19 protein-coding genes and 1 tRNA gene are annotated in these 14,776 nt (G+C 34.0%); 1 reads left to right on the top strand and 19 read right to left on the bottom strand.

Annotation, left to right across the window (positions count from 1 at the left end):
- Positions 1-33: 33 nt before the first annotated feature.
- Positions 34-861 (bottom strand): helix-turn-helix domain-containing protein, encoded by an 828-nt coding sequence (locus tag BCR25_RS02855; RefSeq protein WP_069662076.1) that lies wholly within the window; start codon positions 859-861, stop codon positions 34-36.
- A gap of 192 nt (positions 862-1,053) precedes the next feature.
- Between BCR25_RS02855 and BCR25_RS20275 the strand changes: the two genes are divergently transcribed.
- The gene (locus BCR25_RS20275) at positions 1,054-1,230 is read left to right on the top strand and encodes a hypothetical protein (protein WP_169818977.1); all 177 of its coding nucleotides are present in this window, start codon (positions 1,054-1,056) and stop codon (positions 1,228-1,230) included.
- An 88-nt stretch (positions 1,231-1,318) separates the two neighbouring features.
- Here the strand turns inward: BCR25_RS20275 and BCR25_RS02850 are convergent, their stop codons facing one another.
- The 18 genes from BCR25_RS02850 to BCR25_RS02765 form a co-directional block, all read right to left on the bottom strand.
- Complete coding sequence (locus BCR25_RS02850) at positions 1,319-2,536, bottom strand: pyridoxal phosphate-dependent aminotransferase (RefSeq protein WP_069662075.1); 1,218 nt, start codon at positions 2,534-2,536, stop codon at positions 1,319-1,321.
- 236 nt (positions 2,537-2,772) lie between these two features.
- Positions 2,773-4,428, bottom strand: a complete 1,656-nt coding sequence (locus BCR25_RS02845) for a glycoside hydrolase family 13 protein (RefSeq protein WP_069662074.1) — start codon at positions 4,426-4,428, stop codon at positions 2,773-2,775.
- 623 nt (positions 4,429-5,051) lie between these two features.
- Positions 5,052-5,279: a hypothetical protein gene (locus BCR25_RS02840; protein ID WP_139124503.1), complete on the bottom strand. Its 228-nt coding sequence runs from the start codon at positions 5,277-5,279 to the stop codon at positions 5,052-5,054.
- 68 nt (positions 5,280-5,347) lie between these two features.
- The gene (locus tag BCR25_RS02835; protein WP_069662072.1) at positions 5,348-5,656 is read right to left on the bottom strand and encodes a hypothetical protein; all 309 of its coding nucleotides are present in this window, start codon (positions 5,654-5,656) and stop codon (positions 5,348-5,350) included.
- A gap of 3 nt (positions 5,657-5,659) precedes the next feature.
- Complete coding sequence (locus BCR25_RS02830; protein ID WP_139124502.1) at positions 5,660-5,902, bottom strand: hypothetical protein; 243 nt, start codon at positions 5,900-5,902, stop codon at positions 5,660-5,662.
- 378 nt (positions 5,903-6,280) lie between these two features.
- Positions 6,281-6,820 carry a hypothetical protein gene (locus BCR25_RS02825; protein ID WP_069662070.1) on the bottom strand — a complete coding sequence of 180 codons (540 nt, stop codon included), beginning with the start codon at positions 6,818-6,820 and terminating at the stop codon, positions 6,281-6,283.
- A 107-nt stretch (positions 6,821-6,927) separates the two neighbouring features.
- Positions 6,928-7,467 carry a hypothetical protein gene (locus BCR25_RS02820; protein ID WP_069662069.1) on the bottom strand — a complete coding sequence of 180 codons (540 nt, stop codon included), beginning with the start codon at positions 7,465-7,467 and terminating at the stop codon, positions 6,928-6,930.
- Between the two features lie 12 nt (positions 7,468-7,479).
- Entirely contained in the window at positions 7,480-7,956 is a 477-nt protein-coding gene (locus BCR25_RS02815) for a hypothetical protein (protein ID WP_069662068.1), read from the bottom strand.
- Complete coding sequence (locus BCR25_RS02810) at positions 7,949-8,488, bottom strand: hypothetical protein (protein WP_069662067.1); 540 nt, start codon at positions 8,486-8,488, stop codon at positions 7,949-7,951. Before BCR25_RS02810 ends, BCR25_RS02815 begins: the two co-directional genes overlap by 8 nt.
- 107 nt (positions 8,489-8,595) lie before the next feature.
- On the bottom strand, positions 8,596-9,135 hold the full coding sequence (locus BCR25_RS02805) for a hypothetical protein (protein WP_069662066.1): 540 nt from the start codon (positions 9,133-9,135) through the stop codon (positions 8,596-8,598).
- 107 nt (positions 9,136-9,242) lie between these two features.
- On the bottom strand, positions 9,243-9,782 hold the full coding sequence (locus BCR25_RS02800) for a hypothetical protein (RefSeq protein ID WP_069662065.1): 540 nt from the start codon (positions 9,780-9,782) through the stop codon (positions 9,243-9,245).
- Positions 9,769-10,452 (bottom strand): hypothetical protein, encoded by a 684-nt coding sequence (locus tag BCR25_RS02795; RefSeq protein ID WP_169818976.1) that lies wholly within the window; start codon positions 10,450-10,452, stop codon positions 9,769-9,771. The genes BCR25_RS02800 and BCR25_RS02795 overlap by 14 nt, the downstream gene beginning before the upstream one ends.
- A gap of 265 nt (positions 10,453-10,717) precedes the next feature.
- The gene (locus BCR25_RS02790; protein WP_083242562.1) at positions 10,718-11,095 is read right to left on the bottom strand and encodes a hypothetical protein; all 378 of its coding nucleotides are present in this window, start codon (positions 11,093-11,095) and stop codon (positions 10,718-10,720) included.
- A 2-nt stretch (positions 11,096-11,097) separates the two neighbouring features.
- Positions 11,098-12,396: a T7SS effector LXG polymorphic toxin gene (locus tag BCR25_RS02785; RefSeq protein WP_069662063.1), complete on the bottom strand. Its 1,299-nt coding sequence runs from the start codon at positions 12,394-12,396 to the stop codon at positions 11,098-11,100.
- 1 nt (position 12,397) lies between these two features.
- Positions 12,398-12,736: a DUF3958 family protein gene (locus BCR25_RS02780; RefSeq protein WP_069662062.1), complete on the bottom strand. Its 339-nt coding sequence runs from the start codon at positions 12,734-12,736 to the stop codon at positions 12,398-12,400.
- Entirely contained in the window at positions 12,736-13,032 is a 297-nt protein-coding gene (locus BCR25_RS02775) for a TIGR04197 family type VII secretion effector (protein ID WP_069662061.1), read from the bottom strand. The genes BCR25_RS02780 and BCR25_RS02775 overlap by 1 nt, the downstream gene beginning before the upstream one ends.
- 482 nt (positions 13,033-13,514) lie before the next feature.
- Positions 13,515-13,597, bottom strand: a tRNA-Leu gene (locus tag BCR25_RS02770).
- Between the two features lie 318 nt (positions 13,598-13,915).
- Positions 13,916-14,641 carry a YdcF family protein gene (locus BCR25_RS02765; RefSeq protein ID WP_069662060.1) on the bottom strand — a complete coding sequence of 242 codons (726 nt, stop codon included), beginning with the start codon at positions 14,639-14,641 and terminating at the stop codon, positions 13,916-13,918.
- Between the last annotated feature and the right edge of the window lie 135 nt (positions 14,642-14,776).

The raw sequence follows: 14,776 nt of genomic DNA, 5'->3' as shown, positions 1-14,776 counted from the left end.
AGACCTTTTCTAAAAAAGTTCACTACACTTCCATTAGATCTTAATCGTCTCAATATGTCGGATCTCTTCCGATAGTGCTTGGTATTCTTTGGCTTTGTCCACAATCCCTTTTGCCAGCATCAGTTGACTCTTTAACTGGAACAATTCACTTAAATAATAGTAACTATTGCGATAGCGGGACCAAACGATGCCTTGATCAATATATATTTGTGCCTCATCTAGACGACCTTGATCTTTTAAAAATTTTGAATAATTATAAAATATTTTCGTCAGTTCAGCATTCACACGCTCATTCGGTAACTTATGAAAATAGTGAATACTCAATTTTAAGTATTTTTCTGCTTCATTTATTTTTCCAATACTGCCATACGTGCTGCCGATACAACTAATGACTTGAATTTCAAAGTCAGACAAATTGTCTTTATTTGACTGATACGTATAGGAAAGTCCCTTTTTAAGATCAAATATCGCTTGTTCATAATTATTGAAAAGATAAAATTTACAACTACCTAGATAATAATAATAGCGTTGCCAATCCGTATCTAGATGAAGACGGTCTTCGATTTTTGTGGCTTCCATATAATCCATGATCTTTTTATATTCTTTATGCCGAAAATAATCTGCAATTTTCTCAAACATCTGCGTGAGCAGTCGGACTTCATCAGATTTAAACTGCATGATTTGGTCGATTGTGACACCCAGACGCTGACAGAGCTGCTGCATCACCACGACATTGGGCAGTTCTTCATTATTTTCTATTCTGCTTAATACGCTTTGTGAGCAAATATCTTCTGATAACATTTTTTGAGTTAATTTTCTATTCTTACGAATTTCTTTAATCACTGCCCCAAAAGAATCCATATCTTCACTCCTATACCGATTTCAATTATCAATAACAAATAAAAAATGCATTATTTGACGAAAAAAAGTAAAATATGCGAATTCGCATTATGTATTTATTGTACTTTATTGCATAATATACTGCAAGAACATTACCTAACACTAGACCAAAACGATTTATCATTTTTACTTTGCAAATAAGGAGTGTTACTCATGGAACAGGAGAAACGGATTAGCTTTAGCTGGGAAAAAAATAGTTATATGGGCTATGTCGAAAAAGAATATGAAAATGCATATCTTGTTGTTGTTTCGGATCCAAGTCCAGACATGGAAGAAAAGTATACAAATCGAATGGTGATTAGTAAAAAGGATTGTCAATCGACAGACTAACTTCACTGCCTGTCACAAACATTAAAAAAAGCAGTTCAAAACGTTTGATCAGTTTTGAGCCGCTTTTTTTATTGCTAAAACAATCCGTTTATTTTTGTTTATAGGTACTTAAGAAGCGCTGCATTTTCTCTGCAGTCAGTTTTAAGTCTTCCATTTTTGGCAGGTACACAATTCTAAAATGATCCGGTTGTGTCCAGTTGAATCCACCACCATGAACCAATAAAATATGGTGCTCATGAAGGAAATCAAGAACAAATTTTTCATCGTCATAGATATCGAACCGCGCTGTATCGATTTTTGGAAAAATATAGAATGCTGCTTTAGGTTTCACTGCAGAAAGACCTGGTATCTCATTGATTGCATTATAGATAAATTCTCTTTGCTCGTACACACGGCCGCCTGGCAACAATAGTTCATCAACACTCTGATAACCACCTAAGGCAGTCTGAATAATTTGCTGTGATAACACATTTGAACATAGACGCATAGACGCTAACATATTCAAACCTTCAATATATCCTTTAACGTGCTTTTTATTGCCGCTCAAGACCATCCAGCCGCATCGGAAACCAGCAACACGATGTGATTTAGATAACCCATTCAGCGTAACCACAAATAAGTCAGGTGCTAATGTCGCAATCGGAATATGAGTCAAGCCATCCATTACAAGGCGATCATAGATTTCATCTGAGAAAATGATCAAATCATTTTGTCTCGCAATTTCCACGATCTGCTCTAAAATTTCCTTTGGATATAATGCTCCTGTCGGATTATTTGGATTGATCAAAACGATTGCTTTTGTATTTGAGGTAACTTTTGACTTGATATCATCAATATCTGGATTCCACTCGGCTTGTTCATCACAAATATAATGAACTGGATTTCCGCCAGCCAATGAAACAGATGCTGTCCACAAAGGATAGTCCGGCATAGGGACCAATACTTCATCCCCGTTATTCAATAAGCCCTGCATACACATCGTGATCAATTCACTAACACCATTTCCAGTGTAAATATCATTGATCGTTACATTAGGAAACCCTTTGACCTGACAGTACTGCTCGATCGCTTTTCGTGCAGAGAAAATTCCCTTGGAATCAGAATAGCCTTCTGAATTACGTACATTGGTGATCATATCACGTACAACTTCGTTCGGCGCATCAAAACCAAAAGGAGCGGGATTACCAGTATTAAGCTTTAAAATGCGGATGCCTTCTTCCTGCATTCTGTCCGCTTCTTCTAAAACCGGACCACGTACATCGTAGCTAACACCATCTAGTTTATTGGACTTCTCGAAATTTCTCATACTGTATCCCTCATTTTCAAAAAATTTATATCTTTAAAGTTACGCCAGTCACACCAAAAAAGCAATCAAAAATTGGAAATTTTCTAAAAAAACTTTTTTTGGCTTGTTCTGATACAAAAAAAGGCTAAAACATAACTCATCGAGTCATACCTTAGCCTTTTAAAATCCAAATAAACAGCGATAAAAATAACTTCTTCGAAGCTAAGCGCTTTTGGTCGAACGCTCTTTTCTTGTGGTCAATTCTTTTTATGCTTATAGACTCTTGCTTCATAAGGTGCAAAAATCGTATGCTGATGAATAGCATGACTGTCTAAATTACAAAGTACCAATTCCCATTCTTCAATTCGAACATTTTCCGGTAAATCAGCTGATGCAAATTCTTTTGATAGATTGATAATGATGACATAGCGTTCTTGCTCTAAGCGACGTCCATATACAAATAGCTGCGGATGCTCTGGTAAATAAAGGGTATAGCTACCATAAATCAACGCGTCATTTTGGTTTCTAAGTTGGATCACTTCTTTATAAAAGTTTAAGATGGAATCTGGATCATGTGTTTCATCTAGCACATTGATTTCCTGTTTATTCGGGTTGATCCTCAACCAAGGTTCTCGTTTTGAGAAACCGGCGAACTCTTCTGCGGTCCACTGCATCGGTGTTCGCGAATTATCTCTTGCAGTTCGTCGAATCACTTCCATCGCCTTTTCTTCATCTAGTCCAGTTTGAAGCATTTCATAATAGAAGTTTTTGGTATCTACCGCATCAATTTCATCAATTGAGCGAAACGGCATGTTAGTCATGCCGATTTCTTGCCCTTGATAAATGAAAGGTGTCCCCTGCAGTAATAAGAAAGTCAGTGCCAACGCTTTAGCTGATGCTTTCCAGAAAACCGTTTCTTCACTACCAAAACTAGAAACAGAGCGTGGAATATCATGATTTTCCATATAAAGTGCATTCCAGCCTCGTCCATCCGCCAGAGCGTTTTGCCATGCAGTCAATGCTTTTTTGAAGTGAACAACATCCAGTCCATCTTGTTCATTTTTATTCCAAAGAGAAATATGATCAAATTCAAATAACATATTAAAATAACCATCTGCCTCTCCAACCCACTGATAGGCTTGATCTGCAGTAACACCATTCGCTTCGCCTACAGTCAAAATATCTCTTTTTCTGAAGATATCCCCCAATTCTTCCAAATGCTTTTCAATTCCCAAGACGTTCTTATAAGGAGCATGAGGATCTTCACCAGATAATGTTTCTAATGGTGCTTTTTTGATATGTGAGATTGCATCTACTCGAAAACCATCGATCCCTTTATCGAGCCACCAGTCAATCATTTTAAATAGATCGCGTTTTACTCGTGGGTTCTCCCAGTTCAAATCTGGTTGTTCTTTCGCAAAAACATGAAGATAGTACTGATTTGTCGTTTTGTCATATTCCCATGCTGATCCGCCAAAAATCGACACCCAATCATTCGGTGGTCCATCAATCGTTCCATCTGCCCAAATATAATAGTCTCTATAGTCATCTTTTCTAGAAGAACGTGACTCTAAAAACCACGCATGCTGATTCGATGTATGATTGATCACTAAATCCATGATAACTTTGATTCCCAAGTCATGCGCTTCAGCTAAAAGTAAATCAAATTCTTCCATTGTTCCAAAGGTTGATAGGATTTTCTGATAATCGCTGATATCATAACCATTGTCAACATTAGGCGATTCATAGATAGGCGTGATCCAAATAAAACCGATACCTAGCTCTTTAAGATAATCCAATTTTGAGCGAATTCCATTCAAATCTCCAATACCATCATTCGCTGAATCCATAAAACTTCTGGGATAAATCTGATACCCAACTGCTTCTTTCCACCAGGTTCTTCTGATTTTCATCCGACTCACCTTCACTTCTCTTGTTTCTCTACATTATATAAGATATTAAAAAAAAGCGTATGAGAAATGCACAAAGCTTTTTAAAACTTTAAATTATTGATTAATATAGAAGACATTTTCTCTATCTTAGAGCATAGAATTCGATTGTTGGTATGAATAGACGCGAACTCTATAGTATCTGTTTCACCTTAAATAGAACCTACTAATAAGACTAGCCCAATAAGTAAGATAAAAAAGAACCCTACTGGATGATGCCTATTAAAAATATTGCCATTTCCTTGTGCTTTTGAAACAAACACCCTTGAATCAGAAAAATACTTACCTGTTTCTTGCTTTGATTTTATAAATGATGGCAAGGAAAAAATGGGATATTCATTGTAAGTTGCCTTATAATGCTTATTTGTATAGCAGTATTCCTTACTATATTTTTTGCGATTAGACGTATAGTAACTATACAAAGTGATGATGACCTTTAAATATCGTTCACCTTTTTTCTTCTATGTATTTTGAACAGAACTTCAAAATAAAAACTCACCAGAGCACTTATCCTGGCGAGTTTTTATGCTAGCGTTTATTAAACTATACTTTCAATGAGTCAAATGAATTTCCTGATGACGTTACGATTATTCAACCAGTTCATATCCTTCTGGAGCAACCTCATCCAGCTGTTTTTTTTCTTCTGGTGATAGTTCCGGCGACTTTTCTAAGCTAGAAGAAATGATTTGTTCAGAAAATTCAACCGTTTCATTCTCTTTATTCATTTCTTGAGCATTATTTTTATTTAGATTGAAAAATAATAATAGTACACAAGCTACTGCTGCTAATACGATTGCCAATCTCAGTTTCCTCAAAATACATCCACCCTTTAATTCACTCGTTTATATAATTTCCAATCAATAGCTTCTAAACGTTTCGATTTTCAAACGGTTCCCGCATAATAATTCATTGCTGATTTACTTGTATTTGAACTGGACCAATTTGTCCACCCGATATCTTGGACATGGGCACGATAGCTAACTGAATATTTAGCACGATTTGTAGCAACTTTGATTGCTTCAACCCTCAAATTTTTACCAGTAGTTCCAGCGGTTTGCCCATTCTTTTTCCAAGTCTGCCAACCACTGTCTTGAACATGAACTTTATATTCAATCGTTTCTCCAAGCATTTTTAATTCAATCGCTTCCAATCGTAAGCCTTTTTTAGTCGTACCAGAAATATATCCTGGCATAGCTCAACTTTGCCATCCACGATTTTGTACATGGGCGCGGGCAAGAAAGGGCGAACCTTGTCTTTGATTATTTAGCGTATTAAATTCTTCATTGGAAACGAGTTCATAGCCCTCTGGCGCACTTGCCAATAAATCCTCATATTCTTCGTTTGTTAATACAGATCCTTGAACCAATACACTTGCATCAGCACTTGTTCCGAATACAAGCAATGTACCTATAAATACTAGCAGACTACCATAAAACAACCTTTTTTTTACCCTCATTCTACTCTCCTTTTCTTTTTATAATGTAATTCTATCACATGATAATATAACATTCAATATTTGTCGTATTATTCTAATAAAAAATCTGATATTTCCATTAATTATGCTCTTATTCCTCTCTTTTCTCTATTACTTAATTTTATCTTCATCTCCTCCTATAAATACGTTCGTGGTATTGTATACTTATTTTTCAAAAAATACTGATAAAGATCGATTATAATTATCTTGTTGTGTTTTACAAAGACTTCTTTATTCTCAATTTTATGTATAAATGCTTCTATGTCATGCTTGATTATATGGAATTAATGAAAACATAAAGAAGAGGTAGAAAGTTTTTACACTTCCTACCTTAAGTCGTTATTACTCAAACAGGTAACTCGCATAATTTACTTCTTCTGGTTCGTAGTTTTCCAATGGAATGTCTAAAGGTACCTTTTTTAATTCTTTTTCATTAACTAATACCAACTTCTGTTTTGTTAGCACTACTATTAATTCCTCGTACTTTTTTTCTAACTTTTCATTTTTAAATTCTGTTAAGTCTGTTAAATCAAGTGATATACCTTCTTTAGATTTTTGATACTGTGCTTTTTCAATTATAAAAAATGGGCTTATTGCTGAGATTTGTAAACTAATAAATTCTATATAACCACGTTCCATTATTTCTCTAGTTGCTCCATCGGAAAAAAACGAATTTTCCAATTTAATATCTTCTATAAAATAATATGAAAAACACCTAGCGTATTCAAAACTTGTCATAGGCTTGAATACAATTCCTTCCATACCATTTAATAAATAAGAGTTCCATTGATTCCCCTTTACATATTTTCTTAATACATAACCATAGTCACCATCTTTTAAACGTCTATTCACAAAATTAATTGCTCTTTCATTTGCGTTCATTAAGTTTCCTCCTTACTTCTTTGAGGATAACGTTTATTGGTTTTCGCTTCACATCTGTTGACGTACGCTCATCTTTAAATTTTTGTTTCATGACCATAAAACTTCCATTATTCAAATAAATAGCTTAAATAATTTACTTCTTCTGGTTCGTAGTTTTCCAATGGAATGTCTAAAGGTACCTTTTTTAATTCTTCCCTATCAACCAACATCAGCTTGTGTTCTGTTAATACTTCTATTAGTTCTGTATATTTTTTTTCTAACTTCTTATTTTTGAATTCTGTTAAATCGACTATATCTAGTGTTATGCCTTCTTTAGGTTTTTGGTATTGTGCTTTTTCAATTATAAAAAATGGGCTTATTGCTGAGATTTGTAAATTTATGAACTCTATATAACCACGTTCCATAACTTCATTCTTTGCTTCTAATGTAAAAAAAGGTCTTGATAACTGGATATCTTCCATAAAATAGTAAGAAAAGCACCGGCTATATTCAAAACTTGTCATAGCTTTGAATATAATTCCCTCCATATTATTTAATAAGTGTTCATCCCATTCATCACTATAAACATATTTTCTTAGGACATATCCATAGTCCCCTTCTTTCAAACGTCTATTTACAAAATTAATCGCTCTTTCATTCGCCTCCATTAATTTTCCTCCTTACTTCTTTGGTATTTTAGGATAGCCATGTATATTACCTTTTCCGTCTATATGAACTACAATTTCAGTTGTGATTCCATCACTACCAACTACTTTATCTGACTCATATTCCTTAACAGTTCCTTCTCTACCTCTTACCCAATCTCCTTTTTCCCAAGCTTCTTGTGTATCCGCTACACCATTTTCTCCATCAATCCATGTTGATTTATCTTCTGTTGACTGCTCATTATTTCTATGTCCTTCTTGATGTTTCCCTTGTTTACCTGCATCTACTGGAGGTGCACCTTCAACCTCACCTGTCACTAATCCTTGTTGTGGTAACAAGTCTTTTGGATTAACCGCTCTTACACGTTTACTTGCTTCCACACTTCTCGCAGAATTGATTGCTTCTACAGCAGATTTACCAATTGTTACGGCACCAATCCCCTGTCTAATTATATCAATCCCTTTACCTACTTTGCATTTGTTATTATTCAAACAGGTAACTCGCGTAATTTACTTCTCCGGGTTCATAATCTTCTAGAGGAATATTTAAAGGGGCTTTCTTTAATTCTTCCCTGTCAGCTAAAATTAATTTTTGTTCTGTTAAAACTTCTATTAATTCTGTATATTTTTTTTCTAACTTCTTATTTTTAAATTCTGTTAAATCAACTATATCTAGCGTTATGCCTTCTTTAGGTTTTTGGTACTGTGCTTTTCTAATAGTGAAAAACGGACTTATTGCTGATATCTTTAGCCCAATATATTCTATATAACCACGTTCCATAACTTCATTCTTCGCTTCTAATGTAAAAAAAGGTTTGGATAATTTAATGTCTTCCATAAACATATAAGAAAAACATCTAGTATAATCAAAACTGCCTGACGGTTTAAACACTATTCCCTCCATATTTTTTAATAAATGTTCATCCCATTCATCGCTGTACACATATTTTCTAAGGACATATCCATAGTCCCCTTCTTTCAAACTTTTATTTACAAAATTAATCGCTTGTTTATTTGCGTTCATTAAGTTTCCTCCTTACTTCTTTGAGGATAACGTTTATTGGTTTTCGCTTCACATCTGTTGACTTACGCTCATCTTTAAATTTTTGTTTCATAACAATAGAACTTCCATTATTCAAATAAATAGCTTAAACAATTTACTTCTTCTGGTTCATAATCTTCTAGTGGAATATCCAAAGGAACTTTTTTTAATTCTTTTTTATTAACTAATACCAACTTCTGTTTTGTTAGCACTACTATTAATTCCTCGTACTTTTTTTCTAACTTTTCATTTTTAAATTCTGTTAAGTCTGTTAAATCAAGTGATATACCTTCTTTAGATTTTTGATACTGTGCTTTTTCAATTATAAAAAATGGGCTTATTGCTGAGATTTGTAAACTAATAAATTCTATATAACCACGTTCCATTATTTCTCTAGTTGCTCCATCGGAAAAAAACGAATTTTCCAATTTAATATCTTCTATAAAATAATATGAAAAACACCTAGCGTATTCAAAACTTGTCATAGGCTTGAATACAATTCCTTCCATATTATTTAATAAATAAGAATTCCATTGATTCCCCTTTACATATTTTCTTAATACATAACCATAGTCTCCATCTTTTAAACTTCTATTCACGAAGTTGATTGCTCTTTCATTTGAGTTCATTAAGTTTCCTCCTTACTTCTTTGAGGATAACGTTTATTGGTTTTCGCTTCACATCTGTTGACGTACGCTCATCTTTAAATTTTTGTTTCCTGATCATAAAACTTCCATTATTCAAACAAATAGCTTAAATAATTTACTTCTTCTGGTTCATAGTTTTCCAAAGGAATGTCTAAAGGTATCTTTTTTAATTCTTCCCTGTCAACTAAAATTAATTTTTGTTCTGTTAAAACTTCTATTAATTCTGTATATTTTTTTTCTAACTTCTTATTTTTAAATTCTGTTAAATCGACTATATCAAAAGTTATACCTTCTTTAGGATTTTGGTACTGTGCTTTTCTAATAGTAAAAAACGGACTTATTGCTGATATCTTTAACCCAATATATTCTATATAACCACGTTCCATTATTTCTTTTGTCGATTTATCTGAAAAAAATGAATTTTTTAATTTAATGTCTTCCATAAACATATATGAAAAACATCTAGTATAATCAAAACCACCTGATGGCTCGAACACAATTCCTTCCATGTTTTTTAATAAGTGTTCATCCCATTCGTCGCTATATACATATTTTCTTAGAACATATCCATAGTCCCCTTCTTTCAAACTTCTATTCACAAAATTAATCGCTCTTTCATTTGAGTTCATTAAGTTTCCTCCTTACTTCTTTAGGTATTTTAGGATAGCCATGTATATTACCTTTTCCGTCTATATGGACTACAATTTCAGTTGTAACTCCATCACTGCCAACAACCCTATCCGATTCATACTCTTTCACAGTACCCTCACGTCCATCAGCCCATCTTCCTTTTTCCCAAGCTTCTTGAGTATCCGCTACACCATTTTCTCCATCAATCCATGTTGATTTATCTTCTGTTGACTGCTCATTATTTCTATGTCCTTCTTGATGTTTCCCTTGTTTACCTGCATCTACTGGAGGTGCACCTTCAACCTCACCTGTTACTAATCCTTGTTGTGCTAACAAGTCTTTGGGATTAACCGCTCTTACACGTTTACTTGCTTCCACACTTCTCGCGGAATTGATTGCTTCTATAGCAGATTTACCAACTGTTACAGCTCCAATCCCTTGTCTAATTATATCAATCCCTTTCCCTATTTTACCAACATTGCCTAATATTCCTCCAATGCCAGGTGCTAGTGGCATTTCGTTTCGCGTTATTTTTACTTTTTCGACTTTGTATTGGTCTTTACCTAGGTAATCTTTGCATTTTTCTAATTGATTATAGAGGTTAGGATGAGCTTTTGGTGAGACAATTTTGCCATTTTTCATCAGATACCATGTTTTTTTGGTTCCCAAAGCACTACAAATGAATGTTTTTGGTTTTTGTCATCATAAATCGTCTACTATAGTTGTTCATAAAAAGAGTATAAAAAAGAGAGAACAATCGCTATAATTGTCTCTCTTAGCTAATAGGTTATGATTCCAAAACCTGCCAAATTGTTTAATTCGTTATATAATTAAGATTTATTTTATTGATTTTTATCAACTCTTTTTCAAAACATATACTGTTAGTATTTACTTCCTAATCATAAAATTACTATTATTCAAACAGAAATCCTCATCAATTCATTTCTTTAATTTCTACTCTCTCCGCTAACACCCATCCATTCAATCCATAAGAAGAATATAATACTTGATAGGTCATGTGTTTTTTTCTTATTTCTTTTTCTAACTCTTCTAATGAATTATATCTCATTGGCCATACATTTTTTTTCCCTTGAATCAATAATTCTTTATTTTCAATAAAAAATTTGTCTAAAGCTCTCTCTTCTAGGTCCAAAATAATACTATAAGGCATTTCATCATAAAATTTGTAACATATAAAGTTATGGAATATAATTTGTTTTTCTTTCTCATCATCAGATATATTCATAACTATATCCTTATTTTCAAAATTCACAAAATAGCTTTTTATTTCATAGTCATGTACCATATTCATTATTACCATTCTCCTTTTTGTCTAGGTATTTTTTTATTCCAATCCCATTTATGTCTATGGGGAAATTCATGCGTTCCATCGTCAGGGTGATTGTAGTCTATATCTTCAATCGGTAAACCATCTGGTCCATAGTATCTTCTTTGTTTTACTGAACCATCATCATTTAATAAGTCCGCGGATGAGTTTGGTTCGCCCTCTTTATCCAGATTTCTTTTCTCCGAGTCAAAGATTTTATGTTTTTTAGCTGGTTCTCCTTTTTCACAACTTTTATCTAATTCAGCTGTCTCATCTATCGTATTGATGGTAGGTACATTGTTTATTTTATCCAACATAGATTGTCCAACTTTAATAGATCCTGCACCTTTTCTAATTATATCAATACCTTTACCTATTTTACCAATATTGCCTAATATTCCTCCAAAACCAGGTGCTAGTGGCATTTCGTTTCGCGTTATTTTTACTTTTTCGACTTTGTATTGGTCTTTACCTAGATAATCTTTACATTTTTCTAATTGATTATAGAGGTTAGGATGAGCTTTTGGTGAGACAATTTTGCCATTTTTCATCAGATACCATGTTTTTTTGGTTCCTAGGTCGCTACAAATGATGGTATAGCCATTTAAACTTGCAATCGTTTGTTTCATTTCTCGCTTTTTCACTTCTTGTTGCATTTTTTCTCGTTGTTGCCAGCGTGCATTAATAGGACTTGCCCATGTCATGTTTAAGCGACCAATATCAAAAGTTCCTGAAGCGGCATTCCATGCTTTACAATTCTTCACCTGTGCTAAACCGTTATTAAATTCTTGCTGGCAAGCTTCGTATTCAACGAAAATACTAGCTGAACGAGCATTATAAGCATGGAATTTCTCCAATTGTTCTCTCTTCTTTGAAATAACATCACAGGCATTCATATATCGACGTTCCAAATCTGGTCGCATCGTTTTTGCAACATGCATTTGTCTTTCTAATTCTCGTTTTAATTGTTCAAACCGTTCAATTTGGCTTTGAATTTGATCTTCATCCGTATCGATACTGCTGACCATTCCTTGGTATTCACTCAACAATCGTTTATGCGCACTCTCAAGAGCCTCACCAGTTAAAATAGCAGACCGACAAAGTGGTGTATAGACTATACTAAAATAACTCTTTGCAGAATCATAAGCTTTACCAGAAAGTGGTGCAGATAAAAATTGTGAAATACTGCTTTGCAAGGAAGAAATGGCTTGACTTGCTTGATTATTCATTCTGGAAGCTTCATTTCCTTGTTGCTGTATTTCTCCTACGTAAAATTTTAACCCCATCCTACTGCTCCTTTTCTTTCACTTGCTCTTTTCTTTGTTCACTGTATAATTCTTCTTCTTTTTCAATCAGCTGTTTTCTAGTATTTCTAAGTTCATTTTCTTGTTCTTCCAATTGCCGCTGTGCTTTTTTTGCTAAGGAGAAACTATCTTCTCCTCTACTTTTGAAATATTGACGTTCTGCTGGAGGGCTTGTTTCCACTATTTCTTCATAAAGTCGTTTTTCTTCTTGTTGTAAAGAGAAAAATTCTTCTTGTTGTTGTTCAACAGATCGAATTTCTTGTTTTATTAAATCTTGTTCATCTTGAATTTGGCAGATTTTTGTTTGATAGTCTAACTCCATTATTTAAGCCAATTTCCTAAAGAATTAGATTGAAATTGTTTAGAAGCTTGTTGGTCAATAGTAGCAAAGTCTTTTGCGACTGAATGAATCGCATCACCTGCTGAAACAATACTTGTAGATAGTTGTTTTAATCCCTTTCCATAATTAACTGTAGAAGTTTTTGCTCTTTCATTTCCAGCAACATTGGTTCTAGATGCTACACTTGTGGAAGCATTGATACTATTTAGCGCACTAGCAGATTTGCTAAATGACGCGGACACACTACCAGCAACAGTTATACTACTTTTAACACTCATTATTTTACTCCTCCTTAGATATATAAATTTAACTTATTATCTTATTTAATATCTAATTATAACAATTTTTCTATTTTAGTGTTCTCTTTTTTTATCATTTATCGCAAATCATTGTTTTATTTAGAATAGACATTTACTATCCTATCCAGAATTGATCTCAACGGGAGTCTCTGAAACTAATAGATTTCATTCTTTATTTTTCACATATTGAAAGATAATAGATTCGATTCTATTTACAATTATAGAATGATTGCACTATCAATGAAAAAGAACCCTTTTGGAGGTTAAGCTATGCTGATGACTGTTTATCTTATGGGGATGAAAAGCAAACAAGATTATTATATGAAAAAGCATTTAACTATTATTTGTTATCTAAAATAAGGTTTTGAACAAAAACTGCATCACTTTGTGCATCAGAACTTTTATGCAGATAAAAAAAAAGAGTGATAAACCTTATTATATCAAGGTTTATCACTGAACTATGCGGCCAAGAAGACTCGAACTTCCACGGGAGTACTCCCACCAGCCCCTCAAGCTGGCGCGTCTGCCATTCCGCCATGACCGCTTTTTATAACATTGTCACATAAATCTATGATAGAATACGCTTCTATATTTGTCAACATTCCTCAAAAATATTGACCGCTGAAATTTGATTTAGCAACAGTCTGGTATGACTTACTTCATAATATGTCATAAAAAACAACCTCCCAAAATTGTATTTTTCACGTACAACTTTGGGAGGCACTTCAGTTTGTTTCGCACTCTAAAACGTAATAAATGGTAGTCAAAAGTCAGATTTTTCGGCAATTTCGCAAAAATCGCTCGAACCTAATCGACAACTGTCTCGACCTTTTCTTAAATCCTCTTTATCCCCTCAACTATTTTAACGATTCGTTTCAAAGGGATAATGTGCACTTAGTTTTTGATAAGCTTCTTCTACTTCTGCTGGAATGTTGACCTCACCAATATAACCAGTTCCTTTTGGTCCATAACCGTTACAGTCGTTTCTTAAGCGTGGGATTTCACCGAGCGCTAATGAGAAGAAATAGTCCTTTGACCATAATCCGTTGAAACGCTCATCTTCAAACGACAATGAGCGATCGATTGTTTTGAGATATGGAATAGCGAGCACTGCATTTGTAAAACAGGTATCAGTGTCTTGCCACTCTTTTTCAAACGTAGCTTTGAGTCTTCTTTGAAGAATCGGATCTTCCAAGAGCAACACTCGTTTTGGCAGGAAACCTGCTGCCTTTACAGCAGCTAAGGAAAAAGAAGCATTTTCCCCAGAATTGGTTGAACGGGTTTCTATCAAAAATTGCTCTTGGTCTACTCCATATTTTTGCTTAAAATAATCCAAGTACATTTCCGTCTCACTTGTTTCTCCCACATCAATGCCCATCGCTTTAAAATTTTTTGCTAAAAACGGTGTTGCGTGTCCGATGCCTCCAACTAACATAACCTTGTCAGCCAGTTTTTGTTCGTACAACTGTAGTAGCTCATCGGCAAGATAAGGTAAACTATTTCCAGCCAAGATAGCAAGATCATAGGTGCCGTTCATCTGTTCTTTTGCAGCTAGATAGTCAATGAGTGTGTTCCAATACTGAATCATCTTCTCTCTCCTTTTTCACATAAGAAGGTGCGTTTAGTGAAAGTCTTTTTCATTAGCGTATTACATCCAAATAACATTACCTGACAAACCACAGCTTAAACAGTCAACACAGCTTTACTAAATATGATCGATCAT

It is taken from the genome of Enterococcus termitis, assembly GCF_001730305.1.
GTDB lineage: Bacteria > Bacillota > Bacilli > Lactobacillales > Enterococcaceae > Enterococcus_L > Enterococcus_L termitis.
This window is presented reverse-complemented; position numbering and strand designations above follow the sequence as displayed.

Bases quoted from the DNA above. Each gene is read 5' to 3' on its own strand.
- BCR25_RS02765 (WP_069662060.1), bottom strand. From the start codon at position 14,641: ATGATTCAGTATTGGAACACACTCATTGACTATCTAGCTGCAAAAGAA.
- BCR25_RS20275 (WP_169818977.1), top strand. From the start codon at position 1,054: ATGGAACAGGAGAAACGGATTAGCTTTAGCTGGGAAAAAAATAGTTAT.
- BCR25_RS02790 (WP_083242562.1), bottom strand. From the start codon at position 11,095: ATGAATATGGTACATGACTATGAAATAAAAAGCTATTTTGTGAATTTT.
- BCR25_RS02855 (WP_069662076.1), bottom strand. From the start codon at position 861: ATGGATTCTTTTGGGGCAGTGATTAAAGAAATTCGTAAGAATAGAAAA.
- BCR25_RS02845 (WP_069662074.1), bottom strand. From the start codon at position 4,428: ATGAAAATCAGAAGAACCTGGTGGAAAGAAGCAGTTGGGTATCAGATT.
- BCR25_RS02810 (WP_069662067.1), bottom strand. From the start codon at position 8,488: ATGAACGCAAATAAACAAGCGATTAATTTTGTAAATAAAAGTTTGAAA.
- BCR25_RS02780 (WP_069662062.1), bottom strand. From the start codon at position 12,736: ATGGAGTTAGACTATCAAACAAAAATCTGCCAAATTCAAGATGAACAA.
- BCR25_RS02850 (WP_069662075.1), bottom strand. From the start codon at position 2,536: ATGAGAAATTTCGAGAAGTCCAATAAACTAGATGGTGTTAGCTACGAT.
- BCR25_RS02825 (WP_069662070.1), bottom strand. From the start codon at position 6,820: ATGAACGCAAATGAAAGAGCAATTAATTTTGTGAATAGACGTTTAAAA.
- BCR25_RS02800 (WP_069662065.1), bottom strand. From the start codon at position 9,782: ATGAACTCAAATGAAAGAGCGATTAATTTTGTGAATAGAAGTTTGAAA.
- BCR25_RS02805 (WP_069662066.1), bottom strand. From the start codon at position 9,135: ATGAACTCAAATGAAAGAGCAATCAACTTCGTGAATAGAAGTTTAAAA.
- BCR25_RS02820 (WP_069662069.1), bottom strand. From the start codon at position 7,467: ATGGAGGCGAATGAAAGAGCGATTAATTTTGTAAATAGACGTTTGAAA.
- BCR25_RS02835 (WP_069662072.1), bottom strand. From the start codon at position 5,656: ATGCCAGGATATATTTCTGGTACGACTAAAAAAGGCTTACGATTGGAA.
- BCR25_RS02785 (WP_069662063.1), bottom strand. From the start codon at position 12,396: ATGGGGTTAAAATTTTACGTAGGAGAAATACAGCAACAAGGAAATGAA.
- BCR25_RS02775 (WP_069662061.1), bottom strand. From the start codon at position 13,032: ATGAGTGTTAAAAGTAGTATAACTGTTGCTGGTAGTGTGTCCGCGTCA.